Here is a 3,941-nt window from a genome sequence, read left to right as displayed (position 1 = left end):
CTGTACTCCGGCACCCGCGGCGGCGACTGGCGCGAACACAGCGACACGCAGATCGACGACCTGATCCTCAAGGGCAAGTACCAGCTCGATGAAGCCAACAGTTTCAATGCCATGGCCCAGTACTACGAAGGTGAGGCGGACATGCCCGGCGGCCTGAACGTGGCGGACTACAAGGCCGACCCGTACCAGTCGACCCGCCCCTACGACAAGTTCTGGGGCCGGCGCACGATGTTCAACGTCGGCTACCGCTACCAGGAAGATCGCCGCGAATTCACCGTCAACAGCTTCTTCACCAAGACCCTGCGCAGCGGTTACCTGGACCAGGGCAGCTTCCTCTCCCTGTCGCCTCGCGAATACTGGGTACGCGGCCTGGAAACCCGTTTCGCCCAAGGCTTCGACCTGGGGGACAGCAGCCACGAAGTGGGCGTCGGCTACCGCTACATCAACGAAGCCGGTCATGAACTGCGCTATCGCACGCCGCTGACCGCCAACCAGCAACTGCCCACCAGCAACAGCCGCAATGACCGCGACACCCGTGGCGGCACCGAAGCCCATGCGTTCTTCGTCGATGACCGGATCGATATCGGCAAGTGGACCCTGACCCCGGGCATCCGCTACGAGATGATCGAGTCGCAGCAGAGCAACAACCTCACCCACGTCAAATACAAGGGTGACTACAACACCGCGCTGCCGGCGCTGAATGTGATGTACCACCTCAACGAGAGCTGGAACCTCTACGCCAACACCGAAGGTTCCTTCGGCAGCGTGCAATACAGCCAGATGCCCAACCGCGTGGCCAGTGGCGAGGTCAAGCCGGAGAAAGCCCGCACCTGGGAACTGGGCACCCGCTATGACGACGGCACCCTGCGGGCGGAGATCGGCGCTTTCCTGATCAACTTCGACAACCAGTACGACAGCAACCAGACCAACGACACGGTGATCGCCCGGGGCGAGACTCGCCACCAGGGTATCGAGAGCAGCGTCAGCTACGCCCTGGATGGCCTGGCCCCGGCGCTGGCGGGCTTCGATGTCTACGCCACCTACGCCTATGTCGATGCCACCATTCGTGAAGACGGCCCGAACAAGGGCAACCGCGTGCCCTTCTCTTCCAAGCACAAGGGCACCCTGGGGGTGAGCTACACCGAAGGCCCGTGGAAGCTCAACCTCGACAGCAGCTACCAGAGCAGCCAGTTTGCCGACAATGCCAACACCCGTGCCGAAAGCGCCGATGGCAGCACCGGGCGCATCCCCGGCTACATGCTGTTCAGCACCCGCGCCGGGTATGACTTCGGCCCGCAACTGTCGGACCTGAACGTGGCGGTGGGGGTGAAGAACATCTTCAACCACCAGTACTTCACCCGTTCCTTCGACGACAACAACAAGGGCAAGTACGTAGGCGAGCCCCGCACGCTCTATGTGCAGACCTCCGTGGCGTTCTGATTAATTTTCCCCACAAAGCAAAACGGGCCTGCAATGCAGGCCCGTCCGGTTGGGGGGTGAAACTCGGCCGTCAGCTATTGAGCGCGGCCTGTTGGTTCTCCAGGAATTCTTCTTCGAGCAGGGCATCTGCCTCGCTGCCATCGGCTGTGGGCACCGCTGCCGCACGTTTGCCGCGCAATTTGCCGAACATGTGCTCCAGGGCACTTTCCAACTTGACGGTGGCGCCGTCGAGGGCCTGCTCCAGGGTGTCGGCCTTGTGGGTCACAGAAACCGGTTGGTGACCTTTAGGACGGGCTTCCAGCTGGCAGCGCATATCGTCCGGACCCGACTTGCCACCGTTCTCGTCCCGCAGGTGGACCACTACCCGGGTCAGGTCTTCTTCGTAGCGTTCGAGCGTGCTTTCAACGGTGCTGCGCACCCACTCCTCCATCCGAAGGCTGCTTTGAATATGGTTATCGCTATGGACTTGGATTTGCATAGTTCTTCCCTTATTTCAGCTTGCTCGTAAGAGGGTCAAGGCAATGCGTATGAACCTGCATTTCGTGACCTCTTGATTACACAATTAGGCACGGCGACGAACATTTCAACCCCTTAAAAAAGATAAATATTCATACGCAAATAAAGCCGGACAAACCGCAAAGGCGCTGTTAAGGTCGGGAGTTAGCCCGCCCCATGCGTCAGTCAAAACTGCTCACAGCTGCCCCTCGCCCAGAGGGTGCAAGCCGCGAAAGATCTCCGCTTCCTCCACCAGCCAGTCATGCACCGCGCGTACGCCCGGATGGCTCAGTGCGCCCGGCGCATAGAGCAGCACGTAGCGTTTGTGGTTGGGCACCGCCAGGCCGAAAGGCACGATCAGGGTGCCACGCTCCAGTTCGTCATTGAGCAGGGTGCGCCGGGCAATCGCCACGCCCATGCCGGCAATCGCCGCCTCGATGGTCAGGTGGTTGCGATTGAAGGTATGGCCACGACGCACGTCCGCGCCCTCGAAGCCGATGGCATTGAGGTAGAACTCCCACTCGGCGTATTCATAGCTGCCGCGCCAGGCGGTGATGTCGTGCAACAGCGCAAAGTGCGCCAGGTCCGCCGGACCGTGCAGCGGCGGGCGCCCACGCAGCAGGCTCGGGGCGCACACCGGGAAGATCTGCTCGTCCAGCAGCGCGGTGGACTGCAAGCCGGGGTAGCTGCCGTCGTTCAGGTCGATGGCCAGGTCGAAGTCGCCCTCGTGCAGGGCCACGCTGCTGTCTTCGGCCACCAGCCGCAGCTGGATCTCCGGATAACGCTGCTGCAGGCGCGGCAGGCGCGGAGTCAGCCACTTGCCGAGAAACGACGGGATCGAGCGCAAGCGCAAGGTCCCCCCGATCATCCCCGCATCCAGGCGCCGCAGTTCCGCGTCGATGCTGCCGTAGGCCTCGCTCACCGTCAGCGCCAGCCGCTGGCCTTCGGCACTCAGTTCCACCCCCCGGGGCCGCCGGTGAAACAGGCGAAAACCCAGGCGTTCCTCCAATTGGCGGATCTGCTGGCTGACCGCCCCCGGGGTGATGTGCAGCTCTTCGGCACACCGGGTAAAAGACAGGTGTCGCGCGGCACAGGAAAACACATGCAGCCAGACATAGGTCTGGGCATGAAATTGTCGGCTCATCGTTTAGCCCTGCTAAAGGATCTCTTAGGAAGTTTCGTTGGTCAGTGCTGACCGAGGCGGGCAGTATCGCCGACATTGCGCTTGGCCTACAAAAAATGGCAGCGATCCACCTTCCATTGCTTGTAAGGCTTTAGCATGGCTATCAGTGTTTTCGATCTCTTCAAAGTCGGTATCGGCCCCTCCAGCTCCCACACCGTGGGCCCGATGCGCGCCGCCGCGACCTTCGCCCAGGCGCTGTTCGAGCAGGGCCTGCAAGACCAGGTGCAGCGGGTACAGATCCGTCTCTATGGTTCGCTGTCCGCCACCGGCGTCGGCCATGCCACCGACCGCGCCAGTGTCATGGGGCTGATGGGTGAATGGCCCGACAGCATCGACCCCACCAGCATCAACCCACGCATCCAGCAGTTGCGCGACAGCGGCCAACTGCTGCTGGGCGGGCACAGCCTCATTGCCTTTGACTGGCAGCAGGACCTGCTCCTGCTGGACGAAAGCCTGCCCTACCACCCCAACGCCATGTCCCTGACCGCCTTTGGCGAGCAGGGCACGCTGCTGGAGCAGACCTACTACTCGGTGGGTGGCGGCTTCATCATCGAAGCGGCCCAGGTCGAGGCCGGTGCCGAAACCACCACCGGCGTCCAACTGCCCTACGACTTCAACAGTGCCGCTGAACTGCTGGCCCTGTGCAAGACCCATAAGCTGCGGGTCGGCGAACTGATGCTGGCCAATGAACGGGCCTGGCGCAGCGACGCCGAGATCCGCAGCGGCCTGCTACACATCTGGTCGGTGATGCGCGAATGCGTGGAACAGGGCCTGCGCCACGAAGGCATCCTCCCCGGCGGCCTCGACGTACCCCGCCGCGCCG

General features: G+C 62.5%; 4 protein-coding genes. 2 read left to right on the top strand and 2 right to left on the bottom strand.

Annotated elements, in window-relative coordinates; translation table 11 throughout:
- Positions 1–1,440 (top strand): TonB-dependent siderophore receptor (locus tag F6S12_RS30230; RefSeq protein WP_315869724.1); only part of this gene is annotated, 1,440 nt, incomplete at its 5' end.
- A gap of 70 nt (positions 1,441–1,510) precedes the next feature.
- Here F6S12_RS30230 and F6S12_RS30225 read toward each other — a convergent pair.
- The gene (locus tag F6S12_RS30225) at positions 1,511–1,918 is read right to left on the bottom strand and encodes an HPF/RaiA family ribosome-associated protein (RefSeq protein WP_011059335.1); all 408 of its coding nucleotides are present in this window, start codon (positions 1,916–1,918) and stop codon (positions 1,511–1,513) included.
- A 213-nt stretch (positions 1,919–2,131) separates the two neighbouring features.
- Entirely contained in the window at positions 2,132–3,079 is a 948-nt protein-coding gene (locus F6S12_RS30220) for a LysR substrate-binding domain-containing protein (protein ID WP_011059334.1), read from the bottom strand.
- A 135-nt stretch (positions 3,080–3,214) separates the two neighbouring features.
- On the opposite strand from F6S12_RS30220, the gene F6S12_RS30215 reads away from it, so the two are divergent.
- A partial coding sequence (locus F6S12_RS30215) for a serine dehydratase beta chain (RefSeq protein WP_315869723.1) occupies positions 3,215–3,941 on the top strand: 727 nt, incomplete at its 3' end.

The organism is Pseudomonas sp. JV245A (assembly GCF_032424515.1).
GTDB classification, from domain to species: Bacteria; Pseudomonadota; Gammaproteobacteria; order Pseudomonadales; family Pseudomonadaceae; genus Aquipseudomonas; species Aquipseudomonas protegens.
Note: the sequence above shows the minus strand (reverse complement) of the source record. Positions and strands in the feature narration are given on the sequence as shown.